This window comes from Filimonas lacunae (assembly GCF_002355595.1).
Classification (GTDB): domain Bacteria; phylum Bacteroidota; class Bacteroidia; order Chitinophagales; family Chitinophagaceae; genus Filimonas; species Filimonas lacunae.
Genome location: NZ_AP017422.1, coordinates 4,643,975 through 4,665,010, shown reverse-complemented (window position 1 = coordinate 4,665,010; position 21,036 = coordinate 4,643,975). Strand labels below are relative to the sequence as shown.

Below are 21,036 nucleotides of genomic sequence, written 5' to 3'. Positions count from 1 at the left end.
TTTGTTATATTGATAGAGAGAAAACTACATCTATCCGGCTCCCTCCCGGAACGTTAACCTGTGGATAGATCTATGAATGAAACCAAAAAGAATAATTTATGAAGAAACTAAGCATGCTGTTATGCATGGTAGCGCTACTGCTTACCTCCTGCACCAGAAATGAGAAACAAGCCGATGCTACCGCGGTTCAACCAAAAGTAACCGAAGACGAACCACAAGGCCGCCGCTGTGCTGCTATGGATGTATTGAACGAACAATTAAAGGCCGATCCGGCATTGGCCGGTCGTATGGCGGCTATTGAAAACCTCACCGCCCGCGTACAAAAAGACAAGTCTTTACTGCGCCTGCAAGCCGATGGCAGTATACTCATCCCCGTAGTGGTGAATGTGTTATACCGCACCACGGCGCAGAATGTGTCTGCTGCGCAAATTCAATCGCAGATTGATGTGCTCAATGCCGATTACAATGCTTTAAACTCCGACTATAGCTCAGTGCCTGCACTGTTCTCCCCGGTAAAAGCTTCGGTAGGAGTGCATTTTGTATTAAAAAGCGTGGTACGCCAGTCTACCACCAAAACCTCCTGGAGCACCAACGATGCGATGAAAAAAAGCGCGCAAGGGGGCATTAATCCCACCACACCCGATTCCGTGTTGAATATCTGGGTGGTAGGCGCTATGTCTGGCGGGGTAATTGGCTATGCCCAGTTTCCCGGCGGTGCCAGCGCTACCGATGGGGTAGTGATCGCTTATAACTGCTTTGGTAACACCGGTGCTGCCGCATCACCTTTTAACCTGGGCCGCACCGCTACACACGAAGTAGGTCACTGGTTAAACCTGCGTCATATCTGGGGCGATGCTACCTGTGGTACTGATTATGTGGATGATACGCCTTTTCACAATGCAGCCAACTACGGCTGTCCTTCTTATCCGCATTACAGCACCTGCTCCGGCACACCTGTGGAGCAAACCATGAATTATATGGATTATACAGATGATGCCTGTATGTACATGTTCACTGCGGGACAAAAAACAAGAATGCTGGCCACTTTTGTAAGTGGTGGCGGACGTACGCTGTTTGCGCAATAAATAAGAATTCCCCGGGAGGGAGTTTTTATTTGCGGCTAAACCAGCCCAGAAACCCGCCTTTATGCTTCTCCGGTGCTTTAATGTCCCCTTCTTCTAATAATTGTTCCGTTAACCGGTCCCAGATAGTGTCGGGCATAAAACCCGTAGCCAGGTGGCGGTTCCAGTAGGGAAGTAATAAGTCGGGCAGTGGATGCGAAAGTGCCGGATCGTGCAGGTGCGCTATAAAAGCAGCCCGGTCTTCGGCGGTGCCGGTATTGTCAAAACTTTGGCTGGCTAACCACGATAGTTTTTCGGCGCTTACCGTAGTGGAGGTGCGGGTGGCCTTTTTGTGCGCCGGCAATAATTGCTGCACGGTAACGGTAAACAAATAATTGTCAAACTCTTCCACGGCGGCCAGCTGTTCCCGCTGGTGCCACAGGGTGGCTATTATCTGTTGAATGGCCAGCTCCGCTTCGGTATCAGAATCCGTTATATGCCGCACAAAACTGTATAGCTTGTGTTTATGCATCTGCAACAGCCGGGTAAATGCCTGTTCCTCACCTTGTGAAGACAGGGATAGTAGTTCCGGTTCATCATATGACAAGTGCGTGTACATATATTGCTTAACCCAAAGGTAATATGGATTGTTTAACAAACGGGCAGGTTGTTTGGTAATATTGCACCGTAACCAGTTACCTACCCCCACTTGAAAAATAACGACCAGATATTATGGCTAAAAGTACGGGAGGGCGATCAACGCGCCTTCACGCAACTATTTGATACCTGGTGGGAAGAGTTGTTTCAATACGCTTATAAAACCACCGCCAGCCGCATGACGGCCGAAGAACTGGTACAGGATCTTTTCATCTATATCTGGAGCAAACAACAACAGTTACCCGAGGTGCAATCTGTTCGCGCCTACCTGTTCACCGCACTCAAAAACCGCATCCTCAATTACTTCGCTTCCCGCAAAATGACCGTGGTGGAAATTGAAGCTGCTGTGCAATTGCAGGCCAGCTCATCGGCTACGGCTATTATTGATAGCAAAGAAACCGAGCAGCAGCTGCATGCCATGGCGCACCACCTGCCCGATAAAATGCGGCAGGTATACGAAATGCATTTTATACACGGCATCAGCGTGAACGAAATAGCCCATGCTACCGGCAACTCCGCACAAACCGTTCGCAACCAGTTAAACACGGCGCGTAAAAAGGCCATTGTTAACTTAATATTAAGCATCCTTCCTTAATAGTTACTTCCGCTTTCTATCCTGTCTTATCTATAAAAGGTAGTCATTGAGCATACAAAAGGATATACAGCAACTTTTACAGAAGTATGAAGAAGGCACTTGCACACCCGAAGAGTCGCTGCAATTACAGCAGTGGTTAGATGGGTTGGCAACCCGTGGAAAAGAGTATGTGTTTACGGCTGATGAAAGGCGTTCTTCCCGCAGGCGTATGCTTAAAAATGTGCAGGCCGGTAAGCGGGCTGGTGTGATAATAAACATCCGGCAATGGGCCATCAAAACAGCCGCTGCCGCAGCGGTCGTGGTCATGTTAACCGCAGGCGGGTGGTGGTATCAGCGCGCGCAGTTTATTACTATCTCTTCCAATGCGGCCCTGGCAGTTACCAGGGTGGTGCTGCCCGATAGCAGTGTGGTATGGTTGAACAGGAACACGGCTATAACATATCATAAAGGGTTTGCGCTCAACAGGCGGGTGCAGTTGTTACAGGGCGAGGTGTTTTTTGATGTAAAGAAAGATGCGCAACATCCTTTCGTTATCCAGTCCGGCGATATCTATACCACGGTAAAAGGCACTTCCTTTTCTGTGGCTAAAAACCACTATACCAACGATGTAAAAGTAACGGTGGTTACCGGCAGGGTAGCCATCAGCAAAGGATCCGATACATTGGCCGTGCTTACCCCCGGCAAGCGCCTGCGTTATGTAGAAGAGAAAGAAAAAGCAGGGGTAGACGAAGCGTCGCCTGCCGAAGCCAATGCCTGGGTAAAGGGAGATGCGCTTTTGCAACATGCAGGTATTATGGAGGTAGCCAGCTGGCTGCACCAGCAATACAATATACCCGTTGAAAATTTACACAGAGGAAACGATATCGATTTTTATTTATCCTTTTCAAAAGGGATAACGCTACAGGATGCTATAAAAATCATTAACCTGGTAGGCGCTAAGCACCAGGTGACATTTTTTGTAGAACAAAACAAAGTAGTTATTAAGTAAGCACACAACCAATATCAATCATATGAATTATTGTCTCTTTCCGGGATTAAAAGCACGACGCATGCTTTTAAGGGCCGGTGTATTATCCGGACTTTGCGTAGGTAATATGCTGTATGCACAGCAACCTGTTGCTGATGTATTAAAAACGGCTGTTCATGTGAAAGCAAAAACTCAAACACTCGAAACCCTGCTCACACAGCTGGCTGCCAATACCAGGGTAAAGTTTGCATACAACGCCGATGATATGAAGCGTCAGCAAATCACCCTGCGCGAGCAAAAAGAAGTTACGCTGGAAGAAATACTCTCGCGTATGCTGGCGCAAACCGATTTAACCTACGAGCTGCATGCCAACACCATCGTCATCTATCCCAAGGAGGAAGCAGGCACACCCGCTGCCGGCAATGTACGGATGGTGAACTATGTAGCGCCTGTTAAAAAAGAATCCATCAAGGGTAAAGTAACAGATGCCAATGGCCCGTTACAAAATGCAAGCGTATATATTAAAGGAACCAACATAGGCACTACTACAGATGCCGATGGTAATTTTGAACTGGCAACAGATAGCCAGGAAGTACGCCTGGTAATAGCCATGGTAGGCTACCAGGGAAAAGAGATACTGGTAAAACCAGGCGCTTTCAGCACCATACAACTGGAAAGGGTAAAAGACAACCTCGATAGCATTGTAGTGGTGGGGTATGGTACCCAAAAGCGCAGTAAGGTTACCGGTGCGGTGGCAGAGGTAAAAACCGACGCATTAACTTCCCGCTCTTTCAACTCTGTTGCCGAGGCTATGCAGGGTAAAGCGCCCGGCGTAATGGTGCAAAACGAAGGGGGCGATCCGGCTGCTTCTGCAACAGTTACTATCCGGGGCTTTGGTGGCATCAACACCGCAGCGCCTTTATATGTTATTGATGGTACAATCTATCCCACCAATGGCGATGGTAAAACTTTCCCGGGTTTAGCACCGGTGTTAAACCCTAACGAAATTGAATCTATTACGGTGTTAAAAGATGCCTCTGCTGCTATCTATGGCGCACAGGCGTCTGGTGGGGTTATCTTAATCACCACTAAAAAAGGCCGTAAGGGCGAGATGGCGGTAACGATGGATGCCAAGTATGGCAAACAGGCGGCCTGGCGTAAACTGCAAACTACCAATGCCAAAGAGTTTGCCGATGTGATGAACCTGGCGGCTGATGTGGCCGGTAACAAAAGGCTCGATGCGTATGACGCTACCAAATATCCCGATGGGCAAATTACCCGCACCAACTGGCTCAACGAAATTTTCCGCAGCGGAACCCTGCAGGATTATAACCTCAGCGCAGAAGGCGGCAGCGATAAAAGCAAGTATTTCCTGGGCATGGGTTATCGTAAAAACGAAGGCATCCTGTTAAATACCTACAACCAGCGTTACACGGTACGTTTTAACTCCGAGCACCAGGTAAAACGCTGGTTAAAGCTGGGCGAAAACTTCTCGTATTCTACTATCGATGGCAATGGAGCCAACACAGCCAGTGGTTACACCGGTGCTATCTTATCTGCTATCTATTACCCTACCAACGTGCCGGTATATGATGCCAATGGCAATTTCTCTGGTTTGCCTAAAGATTATGCAGGCGCTTATGGGGATGTAATTAACCCGGTAGCTTACCTGAAAAGGCTGGATGTAAGAAATCCTTATACTACTATTGTTATCAACCCTTATGCAGAAGTAACCTTCCTGCCGGGCTTAACCTACCGCTCTAACTTTGCCTATACACAGGTTTCACAGTTTTCAAAAGAGTTCACCACCCGTGTGCCCGAAATTGGCCGCATCTCTACCAGCAATTCTTTAAGGCAAAGCTCCGATGATGCTTCACATATATTGGCCGAGCAAACCCTTAGCTATACCAAAAACATAGGTAAGCACAGTCTTTCTGCATTGGCAGGGTATACCTACAAAAGCGATAAAGACCGTCAAACCGCTGCAACGGCTATTAATTTTGCAGATGAAAACCCTATTTATCGCTACCTGCAAAATGGTACGGTAGATCCTTCTAACCTGCCTTCCAGCCAGTATAGCCGCGAAGTGTTGATCTCTTATATTGGTCGTGTCAACTACGATTACAATGGTAAATATATGTTCAGTGGTTTAGTGCGTCGCGATGGCACTTCCCTGGTAAGCACCAACCGTTTTAAAAACTATTATTCTTTATCAGCAGGCTGGATGGTAAGCAGGGAAAGCTTTATGCAAAATATTACCTGGTTGAATTCGTTAAAGCTGCGTGGTAGCTACGGTTTCATCGGTAACCTGCCCAGCATACGCCGCGATGCCATTAACCCACCTTTATCGCAAACGCAAATATACCTGGGCTTAAAACCAGCACCTTCTACCGGTTATTCAGCGGTGCAGTTGCCGGCGAATCTTACCTGGTCCGATTCCAGGCAAACCGACTTCGGTATCGATGTGTCTGTGTTAAACAGCAGGCTTTCTTTAACGGCCGATTACTTTATCAAAAAAACCATTAACATGTTGATGAAGTATACACCTACCGTAACCCTGGGTGCTGACAGCAAATGGGTGAATGGGGGTAATGCTGTTGATAAAGGCATTGAACTGGGTATTAACTGGAACGATAAAGTGGGTAAAGACTTTACTTATGGCGTAGGTGCAACCATCACTACCGTTAAAAACAAAGTAGAATCGTTACCGAACGATGCCGTACAAATGACCTTTGCCGATGCGAATGTAAGAAGCACGTTAAACCCGATTATTGTACAGGTGGGTAGTCCGTTGTATTCTTACTATGTTATTCCTGCAGCAGGCATTTTTCAAACCCAGGCCGAAATTGACAGCTATATAAATAAAGACGGAAATAAAATTCAGAAGGATGCGAAGCCCGGCGATCTGAAGTTTATCGATGCCAATGGCGATGGAAAAATTTCCAACGACGACAGAAGAACCATGGGTAGCGGTATGCCTACTTTCTCCTACGGTTTTAGCTTTAACGCTTCTTATAAAGGATTCGATGTCAATTTATTTGCACAGGGTGTACAGGGTGTGAAAATATTTAACGCCCTCAAGTATACTTCTTTAAACGCAGCTATTGGTCAAAACTACAACATGTTGCACGATGTGCTGAATGCGTGGAGCGAAACCAACAGGGGCAGCAACATCCCGCGCATTACTGCCAAAGACGCCAATGGTAACTTTGGTAACACCTCTTCCTGGTACCTGGAAAATGGTTCTTACCTGCGCATTAAAAACATCACCCTGGGCTATACTTTGCCTTCGGCTGTTACCAAAAAAATGCGCATCAGTGGCTTACGCGTGTATGCTACTGCCAATAACCTGTTCACCATTACTCCCTATAAAGGTTTCGATCCCGAAGTGGGCATGAACCAGTATGGTATTGATGTAGGCCGTTATCCGCAGGCCCGCAGTTTTATAGCAGGTGTTAACGTAAACTTTTAAACGAACCAGTAATGAAAATTTATTTTAAATCAATAGGTACGGCATTGTGCAGTCTGGCAATCGTAGCAGGGTTGCAAAGCTGTAATAAACAGCTGAACATTACCCAGGAAGGAACACCCTCTGCAGTGGGCTTCTGGACCAAAGAAAGTGATGCCGATGCAGGCGTGAATTCCATGTATGAATATTTTGACGATGAAAATTTTTATGGCAGGGGTTTCTGGTGGTTTATCAATGCCTGCGATGATATGGTTACCGGCCGTGTAAAAGCCGAAGGGGACAATATCAAAAACTTCAACGCTACTTTCATTGGCGGTGGCTATACCGAAACGCAGTGGAGCATGCGCTACAAAACCATTAAAAGGGCCAACGAGGTCATTAATAATGTGCCGGGTATTGCTATGAGCGATGCGAAGAAAAGCCGCATGCTGGGCGAAGCTTATTTCTTAAGCGGCCTGATGTATTTTCAGCTGGCAGCCAACTATGGCAATGCACAATCGGGCGTGCCCATCGCCAACCGTGCCAATCCGTCCGATCTGGAAGTGATTCCCTGTGCGGCCAATGTCAACGAAAACTATCATTACCTCATTAATGATCTCAAAAAAGCTGCGGCTTTATTGCCTTACTTCGATAGCTATACTACCGATATGTATGGCCGTGCGCACAAAACTGCCGCCTGGGCTTTTATAGCCAAATCCTACCTGTACATGAAGCAGTACGATAGTGCGGCCATGTATTGCGATTCTGTGATCCTCAGCGGTAAACACCAGCTGCTCACTAATTTTGAAGAGGTGTTCACTACCGCCAACAACTGGAGCAAAGAATATATCTGGAGCGCCTACAGCACGCCTTCGGGCAAAAATGGCTGGGGTAGCATTCTGCCAGGAGTAATGATGGAAAACAAAGGCTGGGGCAAATACAATGGCTGGGGCTATTATATGCCTACGCAGGAATTGTATAATGAATATGAAAGTGGCGACAAAAGAAGAGAAGCTACTATCCTGAAACCAGGCGACACCCTGCAATTCTTTGGCGAAACCATTACGTATAAGTCAGATAACAGCTTAAGCGGTTACCAGTTTAACAAGTATTCCGAGCCTTTCCGTTATGCCAACCCGGTGGGGGTGTATTTAAGTCCTAACGGCGATCATCCTACTACTTCCTTGTGTTTACCCTTGTTACGGTATGCCGAGATTATTTTAATCAAAGCAGAAGCAAAGATCATGATGGGACAAAATGCCGATGCCGAGTTAAACATGCTGCGTAAAAGAGCCTGGAAAAGCGCGGATGAAAACGGTTATCCTAAAGTATCCGGCGCTACCATGGTAAACCTGAAGCACGAAAGAAGGGTGGAACTGGCAGGAGAGTGGGCCGATCGTCACCGCGACCTGGTACGCTGGGGCGATGCCAAAGAGGCCTATGCCAAACCTTTGCATGGCTATAGTGGCAAAGAAGTATGGCCGGCCAGAAGTTTCGATCCGGCTACACAGGGCATATGGCCTATTCCACAAACCGCTATTGACAATAGCGAAGGCGTTATTAAGCAGCGTAGTGGCTGGTAACCTGGCTTCCCCTTACACAGTCATAATAATTACTTAACAGCAACCGGCCGCCTAAAACGGCCGGTTGTGTTTTACTTTACAGGCGCATGAAAAAAATACTCTTCTTATCACTGGCACTCCGTGCATGGGGTGCTTTGGCACAACCCGCAGCGTATACCACTGCCAATCTCCATTCGCATAACGATTACGAGCAGCCCATTCCTTTCTATGCGGCGTATCATGCCGGTTTTGGTTCTATCGAAGCCGACATCTTCCTGCACAACGGCCAGCTGCTGGTAGCCCATACCGATAAGGAGTTGTCTGCCGGGCGTACGCTGGAAAAGCTATACCTGCAACCTTTGCAGGCCCTGGGCAGCAAAGTGCATCCGGTGCAGATGATGATTGATATTAAAACCGATTCGGTACAAACGCTCAATAAGCTGGTAGAAGTATTGCAGCAATATCCTTCGTTGATACAAAACAAGGATATCACCTGGGTTATCAGCGGCAACCGCCCGGCCGTCTCCGCTTATAACAATTACCCGTCTTTCATCAGCTTCGATGGCGAACTGCATAAAACGTATCCGGCCGAAGTATTACCTAAAATAGCCATGCTCAGCGGCCCCTTGCAGGCGGTTACCAAATGGAATGGCAAAGGTGTGCTGGAAGAGATGGATAAAAACAAAGTACAGCAACTCATTGATAAAGGCCACCAGCTGCATAAAACCGTACGTTTCTGGGCTGCACCCGATGTGGTAAACGCCTGGTATCAGCTCATGCACCTGGGGGTAGATTTTATCAATACCGATAATATTGAAGGCGCTGCTTCCTTTTTGCAACACCTGCCTGCCAGCAGCTACACAGCCACGCAACAGCATGCAGCGTATACGCCTGCCTTCACTACCGATGGCAGCCATAAAAAAGCAAAGAACATCATTCTCATCATTGGCGATGGCACCGGCCTGGCACAATGGTACACCGGCTACACGGCCAATAAAGGACAACTGAGCGTGTTTAATATCCGCAACACCGGTTTGTCTAAAACTTCTTCGCACGATTCTTATATCACCGATTCTGCACCCGGCTCCACCGCCTTTGCATCCGGTGTAAAAACCAATAACCGTTTTGTAGGGGTCGATCATACCGGGCAGGCTTTAACACTGCTGCCTGCTATTATCAGCCGCAAAAAAATGCTTACCGGCATTGTTACCTCCGGTGATATTACCGATGCCACACCGGCCGATTTTTACGCGCACCGCAACGAGCGCGAAAATTCCAACGGTATTTTGCAGGATCTGGCTACGGCTCCTGTGCAGTTGTTAATGGGCGCGGGTAATAAGCAACTGGCCGCTAACGCTGCCAACCTGCAACAGCATGGTTATCATATTACACGCTCACTGGATAGCCTGCCTGCACAAACTTCGCAACGTTACATCGTGGCCGATAGCATAGCCGGTTTGTCTATCTTAAAAGGCAGGGGCAACTGGTTAAGCAATGCTTTTGACAAAGCCACCACATTATTAAAGCAACAGAACAATGGCTACCTGCTGGTGCTGGAAGGCGCACAGGTCGATTATGGTGGCCATGCCAATCATATTGGGTATATAGCGGAAGAAGTGATGGATCTGGATAAGGTCATCACCAAAGCCCTGCAACTGGCCGATGCCGATAAAGAAACCTTGGTGATTATCACGGCCGATCACGAAACCGGCGGCCTGTCGCTACTGGATGGGGATATCAGCAAAGGCTATATCAGCGGCCATTTTTCTACCAACGATCACACCGCTATCCCGGTGCCGGTATACGCCTACGGTCCACAGTCGCAACTGTTCACCGGCGTATACGAAAACACGGAAGTATTCCGTAAAATCCTCCAGTCTCTTGGTTTTTAATTTAGTGATAAAACGACCCTTTGCTCGAAACTAAAAGCCGCTTTGGTATTTCCAAGGCGGCTTTCTTTTATAATAGGCTGTAGAGATGAGCAGCTGTTTGTATATTCCGGCAGCCACTGATAAGTGTCTATAGCTGTATATATTCCTGCGACAGCTTATTGGCCAAAGGTTCGCCATTCAATTCAAGCAGTGTGTTCTCTATCATCTTACACATGCCATCCAGTGCCAGGTCGTTCGGCTCGGTGCCAAAGGGTTCTTCAATTTCATCGGCAATGGCTTCCCAGGCAGTAAAAGTGTAGGCAATAAACACCACCACTATGGGCGTCATCCAGCCCAGGCTGTCTACAAACGCAAAGGGCAGCAAAAAACAATATACATATACCGTACGATGCAATAACACTTTATAGGTATAAGGTATTAAGGTGTTGGCCAGCCGCTCACAGCCGCCCACTATATCACTGAGTTTGTTGAGGTTGGTTTCCATGGCGCTCTGTAAAATAGAGTCGGTGCGCCTTTCTGCTTTGGCCTGGTCAATCCATAAGCCCATCTCTTTCAGCAGCATAATAGGTTTGTATTGTGCGGCCATCATACGGCGGGCAGTATCGGCGGGTAATAAACGTTCCAGGTCGGCACGGGCATCGGTGTGCCGCAGCTGATGCTTCAGTGCATAGGTAAAAGCCACCAGGTAGCGGATAAACAGGGCCTGCTGTTTAGCGCCGGTTTCGTAACGGCAAAGGGTAGTGGCCTGCCGTGCCAGCGAACGGGTATCGTTCAGCAAAGCGCCCCATAACTTACGGCCTTCCCAGAAACGGTCGTAGCTGGCGCTGTTCCGGAATCCTAAAAACAGGGCAAGCGCCAAACCAAACAGGGTAAAAGGGGCGGGGTTTAAGGGAATTTTGTATGCTCCAAAAGTGCCCCTTACATACACTACTGCTACCGAAAATACCAGCAATAATAACAAACGGGGCAGCAGTTGTGGTAGTACGGAGCCTTTCCAAACAAACAGCATCGCAAACCAATGTTGCTTCTTCTGATGAATCATACTGCAAACTACAACAATTACCCCTGTAGCGTTTACTTACACCGATGAACTCCCTATTTTATCCCCCCGTTGTACCTGGCATCCCCCTTATTTCAGCAAGCCATAGTTCACTTACCGGCTCATGCCCTTACTTCCCGCTCCCAACTCCTCACTCCAGGCAAAAACACTACTAAAAGCACGTGCAACTGTAAATAAGTCATTCAGGCATACCCAATTACCACATTTGTGCATACCTGGCTTTCTCTACCGGCAACTGCGGGAGGAAACGCTTATCTTCATTCCCAAATTAATATCCTTGCAACTGACCGAAGAACAAGCGCTGGCCCTTGCACCCGACGAATCGTCGCGCAAGGCTGGTAAAGACCTCAGTAATCCCGCCAAATGGGTTACCCGGGGCGCGAACGAACAGGCGCTGTGGGGCGAATGCCAGGGCAGCGGCAGCAAACCTTATCAAACCCAGGTAGATATAGCGGGCATGGCTTTTAAGTGCAGTTGCCCCAGCCGCAAATTTCCTTGTAAACATGGTATCGGGTTGTTATTGCAGTATGCACGTAACGCAGATAGCTTTACCGTAGGCGATGCGCCCACCTGGGTAAGCGAATGGCTGGACAAACGCCAGCAGCGCGATGAAAAAAAGGCCGACAAAAAAGACAAACCGGTAGATGAAGCCGCACAGGCCAAACGCCAGCAGGCGCGTGAGCAAAGTGTGGAAGATGGTATGGCCGAACTGTTGTTGTGGATCAAGGATATCATTCGCAATGGTATCATTGGCATTCCCGAAAAAGACACTACCTTCTTTACCAACATGCAGCGCCGCATGGTAGATGCCAAAGCGCCGGGATTGGCCAACCTTATTCAAAGCGCCTGCGATGTCAATTTTTATAAAGAAGGCTGGCAGAACGAGTGGATGAACCTGTTGCTGCAAATGTACCTGGTAATAGCCGGCTTTACCAACAGGCAACAACTGTCACCCGCCTTGCAGGAAGATGTACGCAGCTGGATAGGCTTTACACAAAGCCAGGAAGAACTCAAACAACAAACCGGCATCAACGATACCTGGCTGCTGCTGGGTAAACAAACCACCGAAGAGGATAATATCACCGTAGAACGTAACTGGCTATACGGCACCACCACTGGCCACTATGCGCTGGTGTTGCAGTTTAGTGTAATGGGGCAGGGCTTTACCTATAACCTGCTGCCAGGTGCGCTGCTGCAGGCCGGGCTGGTGTATTATCCCTCTGCATGGCCCTTACGCGCGGTGATCAAAACCCAGGCTACTGCCAAAGGCGCCCCCAAGGTGCAGCCTATAGCCGGCTGGCAACAGGTGGCCGAAGCGGCAGCCGCAGGCTATAGCGCCATGCCGTTAGCTACCGAACGGCCTTTTATTGTACAGCAACTTACTCCCGTGCCTTACCAGGGACGTTGGTGGCTGGCAGATGCTACGCAACACCTGGTGCCGTTGAAAGAAGACTTTGCCGGGTTGTATGCCCTGCTGTCGGTCAGTGGCGGGCAGCCATTAGATATGGCCGTGCTGGGCAAAGAAAATGAATATGTGCCTTTAGGGGTGTTTAGTCAGGGACAATATTGGTTACTATAAAGCAAGTGTATGGAATTCTGGAACCAGGTAATACAAACCGCTATGTTGGGCACCGGTAAGCAAACCCTTACAGGGGCGCAGTTACCGGCTGCATTGGCTAAACCGGTGGAAGTGATCACTGCCAATACAGCCATCGATAAAGAAGAACAGTTTTTACAACTGGCCGCTATGGCATTAAACTATCGCCAGAGTGGTTATATGCCGCTGCAAACACAGGAAGCAACTATTACCATAGCCGCCGCAGAAGAAAAGCCCTATTGCAGCAACGCCGCTGCGGTGGTGTTGAAAGCGCTGCTGGAAGAAGATAATACCGAGCTGCTGCTGCTATGGCTGCAAAGCTGTGTACAGGCCGGTCAGCTGGTGCCGCCTTCGTTATTGCCGGCCTTACTGCAACAGGCTACGCAACATAAAGCGTTGCGGGGCGTGCTGGAAAACTGCATGGGCAAACGCGGTCAATGGTTGTGCGGCTTTAACACCAACTGGCATATAAGCGTTGCCGAATCGGAAGAAGAACGCTGGCAAACCGGCACACCCGAACAACGTTTCCGGGCTTTGCAACAGGTGCGTAGCACGCAGCCCGATGTGGCCCGCGAATGGCTGCAACAAACCTGGCCGCAGGAAAGCGCCGCCACCCGTGCCGAATTGCTCAAAGCGTTATATGCCAACCTCGGTGCAGCCGATATCGAATGGTTACAAAGCCTCATCACCGATAAAAGCAAAAAGGTAAAAGAAGAAGCCTGGAAAATGCTTACCCGCATTCCGCAATCGCCCATTGTACAGCAATACCAGCAGGTGTTGCAACGGGCGGTTACCCTGGGCATAGGAAAGGCGTTATTAGGACTGTCGTCCAAACCCCTGCTGCAGGTGCAGCCACCGGTAGCCGTGCCGGCTGTGTTGCTGGAGTCGGGCATTGCCGGTAAAACCGCTTTCACCGAGTATACCAACGAAGAATATATTATTTATCAATTGATAGAAACCGTGCCGCCCGATACGTTTACGCAATGGTGGCAGGTAACAGAAGATAAGGTGCTGGAATATTTTCAAAAAGGCGACAACACCAGCCGCTTTATTCCTGCGCTGGCCACGGCCACCCGCCGTTTCCGTAGTAAGGAATGGGCTATGGCTTTTACCCGCCAGGTACCGGAGTTTTATAAAGATTTTATTCACCTGTTACCCGCCGCGCAGCAGGAAGCCTATTGCTACAAGCATTTCCAGGGCAATGAAGAAGCCGTGCTGGAGGTGTTGCTGCAGGCGCACGAAACATGGAGTGTGGCCATTGCCAAAGAAATATGTGCTTACACGGCCAGGCACACCTATCAATACAACCGCAGCTTTTACAGCAAGCATATCCGTTTGTTGCCCATGGCACTGGCTACCGAACTGGAAGCCTGTACGCCGTCCGATGTGTATCAGCGCAACGTATGGGGCAACACCAGCGAGCATATACGCCACCTGCTGCAACTCAAACAAAAAACTACCCAATCATTTTAATACATCCACTATAAACGAACTCTTATATGTCACAGGTACTACGTGGTCACGCAGAAGACTTATACGCATTGGAACTGGAAGAACTGAAAAAGCAGGATAGTGGCAAACTGCCCGCTAACTGGACATTATCACCGCAATCGGTGGTTACCTACCTGGTAGGCGGTAAGCTTAAAAATGGTTTTGAAGTAACGCCTAAATACATCGGCAACCGCCGTTTAATGGAAATAGCCGTGGCTACGCTTACTACCGACAGGGCCCTGCTGCTGTACGGTTTGCCCGGTACTGCCAAAAGCTGGGTAAGCGAACACCTGGCTGCTGCCATCAGTGGTAACAGCGGCCTGATTATACAAGGCACCGCCGGCACCAGCGAAGAATCTATCCGCTATGGATGGAACTACGCCCGTTTATTAGCCGAAGGTCCCAGCGAAAAAGCATTGGTAGAAACACCGGTAATGCGCGCCATGAAAGAAGGGAAAATTGTACGTATTGAAGAGCTCACCCGTATTGGTGCCGATGTGCAGGATACACTCATTACCATCCTCTCCGAAAAATCATTACCGGTTCCCGAACTCAATATAGAAGTGCAGGCCGTGCGCGGCTTTAATGTCATTGCCACTGCCAACAACCGCGATAAAGGAGTGAACGATTTGTCCAGCGCCTTGAAGCGCCGTTTCAACACGGTGATATTACCGGTGCCGGATAATATTGACGAAGAAATTGATATTGTACGCCGCCGCGTAGAAAGCTTTGAAAAAGTAATGGAAGTGCCGGCCGAAAAACCAGCCCTGCAAGAGATACGCCGTATTGTTACCATCTTCCGCGAACTGCGTAGTGGCCTTACACTGGATGGTAAAACCAAAATAAAATCACCGTCCGGTACTTTAAGCACTGCCGAAGCTATCTCTGTAGTCAACAACGGTATGGCTATGGCCGGTTACTTTGGCGATGGACGTTTAACAGCCGAAGACCTGGCAGCAGGTATTACCGGCGCTATTATCAAAGACCCGGTGCAAGACCAGGTGATATGGCAGGAATACCTGGAAACCGTAGTGAAAACAAGGGAAGATTGGAAGGATATTTACAGGGCTTGTAAGCAGTAAATCTTTCCCAACTTACCACTCACACTTTCAACTGTTTTCAAAAATGGTTCATGTATTAGGAATACGACACCACGGCCCCGGTAGCGCCAGCAATGTAAAAGCATTCCTGGAAGCTACGAAGCCCGATATAGTGTTGGTAGAAGGTCCGCCCGAAGCCGATGACATACTCAGCTGGGTGGGTAACGAAGCGTTTCAGCCACCGGTAGCCATATTGGTATATCAAAGCGATAACCTGCAACGGTCGGTGTTCTATCCCTTTGCTACGTTCTCGCCCGAATGGCAGGCCATACAATATGCACGGCAAAACAATATCCCCGTCAGGTTTATGGATATGCCGGTGTACCATGTGTTTGCCTTGCAGCAACAGGTAGAAGATAAAGCAAAACTGGTAGGAGCAGAACCGCCATTGGATGCGGTACCAGGCGCCCGACCCGATCCGGCGGATGTACAGGCGCTACAGCCACAACCCGAAGGGGGCGTGTCGCCTGTACAGGCCAATGAACCTGTTACGGTGAATGAACAGGCGCCAGCTGCTGCACCCATACCGGCAGTGGCCGAAACCCCGGAAGAAGCCCTGATGGCCCTGCATCCTTTGATGGAACTCAGTGCAGTGGCCGGTTACAATAACTCCGATCGCTGGTGGGAGCATATGTTTGAATACCGCACCAATAACGAGCAGGTATTTGAAGCTGTAAGCGAAGCCATGCACGCCGCACGCGAAGCAGCACCGCCCGAACGTGATACCAACGAGCTTTTGCGCGAAGCCTGGATGCGCAAGATCATCCGTCAGGCGCAAAAAGAAATGTATACAGAGGTGGCAGTGATATGTGGCGCCTGGCACGTGCCTGCGTTAACCAGCATGCCTGCTGCCAAAGAAGATAATGAATTACTCAAAGGCCTGCCTAAAGTAAAAACAGAATGCACCTGGATTCCGTGGACCTACAGCCGCCTGAGCTACTACAGTGGTTATGGGGCGGGTATTGAAAGCCCCGGCTGGTACCAGCATATCTGGCAATACCCCCACGATGATGGCAGCCGCTGGATGGCCAAAGTGGCGCAGCTGTTTCGTCAAAAGCAGATGGATACTTCGGTAGCGCATATCATCGAATCGGTGCGCCTGGCACAAAGCCTGGCCGCCCTGCGCGAATTACCCAGGCCCGGACTGGAAGAGCTGAACGAAGCCACGTTAAGTGTCGTATGCAATGGCGATGCCATGCTGATGCAGCTGATACACGACGAGCTGATTGTAAGCAATGTGCTGGGCGCTGTGCCTGCTGCTATTCCCAAACCACCTTTGCAGGCGGATATAGAAAAATGGCAGAAGAAACTACGCCTGCCCGCCGGGGCCGACTGGAAAGACTATACGCTCGACCTGCGTAAAGAAAACGACCTGGAGCGGAGCATATTCCTGCATCGCCTGCAGGTGCTGGATATTCAGTGGGGCAAGCGTTCCGAAGTCAGTGGCAAGGGTACGTTTAAAGAACAATGGCGTTTGCAATGGAACCCTTCTTTTGCCATTGAAATTATTGATAAAGGGGTATGGGGCAACACAGTAGAAGCGGCCGCAGCTGCCTACGTGCAGCACCTGGCGGCCGATGCCGGCTCTTTGCGGGAGTTGTGTAACCTGCTGGAAGATGCCCTGCCGGCAGAATTGCCACAGGCCGTAGAAAAGCTCATACACCGGGTAAGCAATCTTTCTGCGGCCACAGCCGATGTCATGCAGCTGATGCAGGTGCTAACACCACTGGTATCGGTAAGTCGCTATGGCAACGTACGCAAAACAGATGCGGCATTGGTAGCCGGTATTGTTACCGAAATGATCACGCGTATCTGCATCAGCTTACCCGGCGCCTGCACCGGCATTGCCGATGATGCAGCACAGCAGTTGCTGAACCTGTTCCTTGAAATGAACAATGCCATCAACATCCTGCAGCAGGGCGATAGCACACAGCAATGGCAGCAAACCTTACAACGCATTGCCGGCAGCTATAGCAGCAGCCCGGTACTGGCCGGTTACAGCACGCGCCTGCTGGCCGATTACAAACTACTCGAAGGGGAGGAACTGGTAAAAGCTTTTTACAGCGCTGTGTCTCCGTCGTTATCACCCGGTTTAGCGGCCGCCTGGCTCGAAGGCTTTTTAAAAGGCAGCGGCACCTTGTTGCTGGTAGATGCCACTTTATGGCAGGTGGTTAACAACTGGGTACAGCAGCTCAACGAAGAAGCTTTTGTACAGGTGCTGCCCTTATTGCGCCGCACCTTTTCGGGCTTCACAGCCCCGGAAAGAAGAAAGCTGGGCGAAAAGGTAAAACAGGGCGATGCAGGCGTTACGGCCAGGCAAGGTCCGCAGTTGATTCACGAACAACGCGCTGCACAAGGGCTGCCGGTAATAGGGCAGTTATTGGGCTATACGCAGTAACAGTAAAATCAGGCAAGCAATGACACCGGAAGAACAACATATACGCAAATGGCGCTTAATACTGGGCGGGGGCGATAACGATGGCACCTCTCAGCAGCTGGGTAAACAAGACCAGCAGATAGATGACGCGCTGTCTGCTTTATACGATAGTGAAAAGAAGGGCGGACTGGGCGCTTCCTCGCCCAACGTAAGCCGCTGGCTGGGCGATATCCGCAGCTTTTTTCCCAACACCGTAGTGCAGGTAATGCAGCAGGATGCTCTGCAACGGCTTAACCTTACGCAAATGTTGCTGGAAAAAGAAATGCTGGAACAGGTAGAAGCCGATGTGCACCTGGTAGCCACCTTAATGAGCCTGCGCGGCGTTATCCCCGATAAAACCAAAGACACTGCCCGCCAGGTGGTGCGTAAGGTGGTGGATGAGCTGTTGCGCAAACTGGCGCAGCCCATGCAGCAGGCCGTAACAGGTAGCTTAAACCGCAGCGTGCGCAACACTCGCCCGCGTCACAACGAAATCAACTGGCACACTACCATCCTTAAAAACCTCAAACATTACCAGCCCGCTTATAAAACCATCATCCCCGAAACCCGCATTGGCTATGGCCGCCGGCGCACCGCATTAAAAGATGTAGTGCTGTGTTTAGATCAAAGCGGCTCTATGGGTACCTCGGTGGTGTACTCCGGCATCTTTGGCAGTGTTATGGCCAGCATTCCCGCTGTCAACACCAAAATGATCGTGTTTGATACCATGGTGGCAGACCTTACCGAAGAGCTCACCGATCCGGTAGAACTGCTGTTTGGCGTACAGCTGGGTGGAGGCACGGATATACAGCTGGCATTAACGTATTGCCAGCAGGTGATCACCCGTCCGTTGGATACGGTGTTGATCTTGATCACTGACCTGTACGAAGGAGGCAATCCCGCGCACCTGCGCAAACGCGCGCAGGAACTCACCGATGCCGGTGTGCAACTCATCGTGCTGCTGGCATTGAACGATGAAGGCGCCCCTTCTTACGACCATGATAATGCGCAATTCCTTACCAACCTGGGCGTGCCGGTGTTTGCCTGCACACCCGATCTGTTTCCCGATCTCATGGCCGCTGCGTTAAGCAAGCAGGATATTGCCGGTTGGGCATCCAGGCAGGATATTGTGTTAAAGAAATAAGCAAAGTGGGGCTTCCGGGTGTGCAACCAGGGGAGGTCCCCCTTAAAAAAGTTTTGGCGGCTATAGGCCGCCATTTTACTTTTGTAATTCATCTGATGATATGATGAAGTAATTTTTTGAGAGAATGATCACCCGGAAATCACTGGCAGACGAAGTAGCAGAAAGCCTGCAACAGCAAATAGCAGCTGGTAAGTTTAAGGTAAACGAACAGTTGCCTATCGAGCCCGAGCTGATGAAAACATTTGGCGTGGGCCGTTCTTCCATCCGCGAGGCCATCAAGCTGCTGGTCAACTCCGGCTATTTACGGGTGCAGCAGGGGGTAGGCACTTTTGTAGCCGATGCCTCCGGGGTAAAAGAACCTTTATCCCAGCGCCTCAAACGCTCCAGCAAAGAAGATATCAGTGAGGTAAGGCAACTGCTGGAATTAAAGATTGTAGAAAAGGCAGCACTGAAACGCACCGAAGCCGATATTAAAAAAATGACCCGCCACCTCCACAAGCGGTTACAAATGGCTGAAGCCGGCTTGTTAGCCGAAAGCGTGGAAGCCGATATTCAATTTCACATCGCTGTAGCCGAAGCCTGTAAAAATGATATCCTGGCCGATTTGTATAAGTCTTTCACCAGCCATATGCAGCAGCAATTCTTATCCTATAAGGATGCCGAAATTTTTATCACCACCAATCCTATACACGAGCACTTGCTGCAATGTATCATAGATAAAGACCCCAAAAAAGCCGTACACTGGGCGTCTAAATTATAACCGTCAACCAGGCAACGCAAGTTGCTTTTTTATAGATAGCAATCATCTGATGATCTGATTAATTTCTTTTTTAAACATCTCTTAATGAAACAAACCCAAACAGTCTTCGCCATTCTATTCACTATTAGCTTTGGTCATTTGCTCAACGATATGATGCAGGCCGTTATCCCTGCTGTATATCCGCTATTGAAAACCAATTTTCATCTCAACTTTACACAAATCGGGTTAATCACCTTCACCTTCCAGTTAACCGCTTCTTTATTGCAGCCGTTTGTGGGAATATATACCGATAAGCATCCCAAACCCTATTCACTGGCTATAGGCATGGCCTTTACACTGGCAGGATTGCTGTGTTTATCGCAGGCAGGCAGCTTTACCGCCATCCTGTTATCGGTAAGTTTAATCGGTACCGGTTCGTCTATTTTCCATCCCGAGTCGTCCCGCGTGGCACACCTGGCTTCGGGGGGTAAAAAAGGACTGGCGCAATCTATCTTCCAGCTGGGCGGTAATGCCGGTTCGGCTATCGGTCCCTTGCTGGCTGCGTTAATTGTTATTCCACACGGGCAAACTTATATCAGCTGGTTTGCGGTATCGGCTGTACTGGGCATGATCATCCTGTGGCGCATTGGCGTATGGTACAAAGCGCATTTGCAGGAGAAAGTGAACAAAGCAGCTTCCACGGTAGTGCTCAATCCCAACCTCACTAAAAACAGGGTGATCGCATCGCTGGGCATCCTGCTGGTATTGATCTTTTCCAAGTATTTCTACATGGCCAGTATGACCAGCTACTTCACTTTCTACCTCATCGATAAATTCCATTTAACCGTGCAACAGTCGCAAATGTACCTGTTCGTGTTCCTGGCTTCTGTAGCCGCAGGCACTTTACTGGGCGGACCACTGGGCGATCGTTTTGGCCGTAAATACATTATCTGGATCTCTATCCTGGGCGCTGCGCCGTTTACCCTCCTGCTGCCTTATGCCAACCTGTTCTGGACTGGTGCGCTGTCGGTAATTATCGGTATCATTATTTCTTCTGCTTTCTCCGCCATCCTGGTATATGCTACCGAACTGGTGCCGGGTAAAGTAGGTATGATAGCCGGATTGTTCTTCGGTTTTGCTTTTGGTATGGGAGGCTTAGGCAGCGCCTTGCTGGGCAGATTAGCCGATCACACCAATATGTTCTACGTGTTTAAGATCTGTGCGTTTTTGCCGTTGATTGGTATTATTACAGGCTTTTTGCCGGATATTGAGGGTAAGAAGAAGTAGGGATATATAACCTTGGACTG

15 protein-coding genes are annotated in these 21,036 nt (G+C 49.4%); 13 read left to right on the top strand and 2 right to left on the bottom strand.

Annotation, left to right across the window (positions count from 1 at the left end; genetic code table 11):
* Positions 1–98: 98 nt before the first annotated feature.
* Positions 99–1,085, top strand: a complete 987-nt coding sequence (locus FLA_RS18455) for a zinc metalloprotease (RefSeq protein WP_076378806.1) — start codon at positions 99–101, stop codon at positions 1,083–1,085.
* A 25-nt stretch (positions 1,086–1,110) separates the two neighbouring features.
* Here FLA_RS18455 and FLA_RS18450 read toward each other — a convergent pair whose 3' ends face one another.
* The gene (locus FLA_RS18450) at positions 1,111–1,668 is read right to left on the bottom strand and encodes an RNA polymerase sigma factor (RefSeq protein ID WP_159445093.1); all 558 of its coding nucleotides are present in this window, start codon (positions 1,666–1,668) and stop codon (positions 1,111–1,113) included.
* Between the two features lie 102 nt (positions 1,669–1,770).
* Here FLA_RS18450 and FLA_RS18445 point away from each other — a divergent pair, with 102 nt between their 5' ends.
* From FLA_RS18445 to FLA_RS18425, 5 genes are all read left to right on the top strand, one after another.
* The gene (locus tag FLA_RS18445; RefSeq protein ID WP_076378802.1) at positions 1,771–2,313 is read left to right on the top strand and encodes an RNA polymerase sigma factor; all 543 of its coding nucleotides are present in this window, start codon (positions 1,771–1,773) and stop codon (positions 2,311–2,313) included.
* A 46-nt stretch (positions 2,314–2,359) separates the two neighbouring features.
* Entirely contained in the window at positions 2,360–3,301 is a 942-nt protein-coding gene (locus FLA_RS18440; RefSeq protein ID WP_076378801.1) for a FecR family protein, read from the top strand.
* Positions 3,302–3,323: 22 nt separating this feature from the next.
* On the top strand, positions 3,324–6,752 hold the full coding sequence (locus FLA_RS18435) for a TonB-dependent receptor (protein WP_144264023.1): 3,429 nt from the start codon (positions 3,324–3,326) through the stop codon (positions 6,750–6,752).
* An 11-nt stretch (positions 6,753–6,763) separates the two neighbouring features.
* On the top strand, positions 6,764–8,311 hold the full coding sequence (locus FLA_RS18430) for a RagB/SusD family nutrient uptake outer membrane protein (protein ID WP_076378799.1): 1,548 nt from the start codon (positions 6,764–6,766) through the stop codon (positions 8,309–8,311).
* An 86-nt stretch (positions 8,312–8,397) separates the two neighbouring features.
* Positions 8,398–10,182 carry an alkaline phosphatase gene (locus FLA_RS18425; protein ID WP_076378797.1) on the top strand — a complete coding sequence of 595 codons (1,785 nt, stop codon included), beginning with the start codon at positions 8,398–8,400 and terminating at the stop codon, positions 10,180–10,182.
* Between the two features lie 127 nt (positions 10,183–10,309).
* Here FLA_RS18425 and FLA_RS18420 read toward each other — a convergent pair whose 3' ends face one another.
* Entirely contained in the window at positions 10,310–11,224 is a 915-nt protein-coding gene (locus tag FLA_RS18420) for a bestrophin family protein (RefSeq protein ID WP_076378795.1), read from the bottom strand.
* Between the two features lie 121 nt (positions 11,225–11,345).
* Here FLA_RS18420 and FLA_RS18415 point away from each other — a divergent pair, with 121 nt between their 5' ends.
* The 7 genes from FLA_RS18415 to FLA_RS18385 all read left to right on the top strand — a co-directional run bounded on the left by FLA_RS18415 (position 11,346) and on the right by FLA_RS18385 (position 21,016).
* Entirely contained in the window at positions 11,346–12,821 is a 1,476-nt protein-coding gene (locus tag FLA_RS18415) for an SWIM zinc finger family protein (RefSeq protein WP_231940281.1), read from the top strand.
* 9 nt (positions 12,822–12,830) lie between these two features.
* Positions 12,831–14,312 (top strand): DUF5691 domain-containing protein, encoded by a 1,482-nt coding sequence (locus tag FLA_RS18410; protein ID WP_076378793.1) that lies wholly within the window; start codon positions 12,831–12,833, stop codon positions 14,310–14,312.
* 26 nt (positions 14,313–14,338) lie between these two features.
* Entirely contained in the window at positions 14,339–15,412 is a 1,074-nt protein-coding gene (locus FLA_RS18405; protein ID WP_076378791.1) for an ATP-binding protein, read from the top strand.
* 43 nt (positions 15,413–15,455) lie between these two features.
* Positions 15,456–17,828: a DUF5682 family protein gene (locus tag FLA_RS18400; protein WP_076378789.1), complete on the top strand. Its 2,373-nt coding sequence runs from the start codon at positions 15,456–15,458 to the stop codon at positions 17,826–17,828.
* 19 nt (positions 17,829–17,847) lie between these two features.
* A complete protein-coding gene (locus FLA_RS18395; RefSeq protein ID WP_076378787.1) occupies positions 17,848–18,990 on the top strand; it encodes a vWA domain-containing protein in 1,143 nt (380 codons plus the stop codon).
* A 124-nt stretch (positions 18,991–19,114) separates the two neighbouring features.
* Positions 19,115–19,750, top strand: coding sequence for a FadR/GntR family transcriptional regulator (locus tag FLA_RS18390; protein WP_076378785.1), 636 nt, complete (start codon positions 19,115–19,117; stop codon positions 19,748–19,750).
* Positions 19,751–19,834: 84 nt separating this feature from the next.
* Positions 19,835–21,016: an MFS transporter gene (locus FLA_RS18385; protein WP_076378783.1), complete on the top strand. Its 1,182-nt coding sequence runs from the start codon at positions 19,835–19,837 to the stop codon at positions 21,014–21,016.
* The last annotated feature ends 20 nt before the right edge of the window (positions 21,017–21,036 follow it).

Excerpts from the sequence above, each read along its gene's own strand:
- FLA_RS18455 (WP_076378806.1), top strand. The coding sequence starts at position 99 with ATGAAGAAACTAAGCATGCTGTTATGCATGGTAGCGCTACTGCTTACC.
- FLA_RS18435 (WP_144264023.1), top strand. The coding sequence starts at position 3,324 with ATGAATTATTGTCTCTTTCCGGGATTAAAAGCACGACGCATGCTTTTA.
- FLA_RS18430 (WP_076378799.1), top strand. The coding sequence starts at position 6,764 with ATGAAAATTTATTTTAAATCAATAGGTACGGCATTGTGCAGTCTGGCA.
- FLA_RS18425 (WP_076378797.1), top strand. The coding sequence starts at position 8,398 with ATGAAAAAAATACTCTTCTTATCACTGGCACTCCGTGCATGGGGTGCT.
- FLA_RS18420 (WP_076378795.1), bottom strand. The coding sequence starts at position 11,224 with ATGATTCATCAGAAGAAGCAACATTGGTTTGCGATGCTGTTTGTTTGG.
- FLA_RS18415 (WP_231940281.1), top strand. The coding sequence starts at position 11,346 with ATGCCCTTACTTCCCGCTCCCAACTCCTCACTCCAGGCAAAAACACTA.
- FLA_RS18410 (WP_076378793.1), top strand. The coding sequence starts at position 12,831 with ATGGAATTCTGGAACCAGGTAATACAAACCGCTATGTTGGGCACCGGT.
- FLA_RS18405 (WP_076378791.1), top strand. The coding sequence starts at position 14,339 with ATGTCACAGGTACTACGTGGTCACGCAGAAGACTTATACGCATTGGAA.
- FLA_RS18400 (WP_076378789.1), top strand. The coding sequence starts at position 15,456 with ATGGTTCATGTATTAGGAATACGACACCACGGCCCCGGTAGCGCCAGC.
- FLA_RS18395 (WP_076378787.1), top strand. The coding sequence starts at position 17,848 with ATGACACCGGAAGAACAACATATACGCAAATGGCGCTTAATACTGGGC.
- FLA_RS18390 (WP_076378785.1), top strand. The coding sequence starts at position 19,115 with ATGATCACCCGGAAATCACTGGCAGACGAAGTAGCAGAAAGCCTGCAA.
- FLA_RS18385 (WP_076378783.1), top strand. The coding sequence starts at position 19,835 with ATGAAACAAACCCAAACAGTCTTCGCCATTCTATTCACTATTAGCTTT.